A 348-nucleotide genomic window follows, 5' to 3' on the forward strand; every position below is an offset into this window, starting at 1 on the left:
TGTCTCAGCATTGAAGGCTGATAGACTTTTGAAGAGTGGATGTGGAACATACTTGGCGTTTATCACGGAGGATAAACGATCCCAAGGGGTGGAGGAGATCCCAATTGTTTGGGAATTCCCGGATGTTTTTCCGGAGGAGATTCCAGGTTTACCACCTGTGAGGGAGATAGACTTCACAATTGAGCTATTACCGGGGACAGCTCCAATCTCTATTGCACCCTACCGCATGGCTCCGGCGGAATTGGGAGAGTTGAAGACTCAGTTGCAAGAGTTGTTGAACAAAGGCTTTGTGAGACCTAGTGTCTCACCTTGGGGAGCTCCGGGATTGTTTGTCAAGAAGAAGGATGA

1 protein-coding gene is annotated in these 348 nt (G+C 48.6%); it reads left to right on the forward strand.

Annotated elements, in window-relative coordinates:
• On the forward strand, positions 1–348 hold a 348-nt coding region (locus F8C76_RS19980; RefSeq protein ID WP_211372205.1), incomplete at both ends, for an RNA-dependent RNA polymerase family protein.

Origin of the sequence: Flagellimonas olearia, from assembly GCF_009184425.1 — a bacterium.
Classification (GTDB): Bacteria; Bacteroidota; Bacteroidia; order Flavobacteriales; family Flavobacteriaceae; genus Flagellimonas; species Flagellimonas olearia.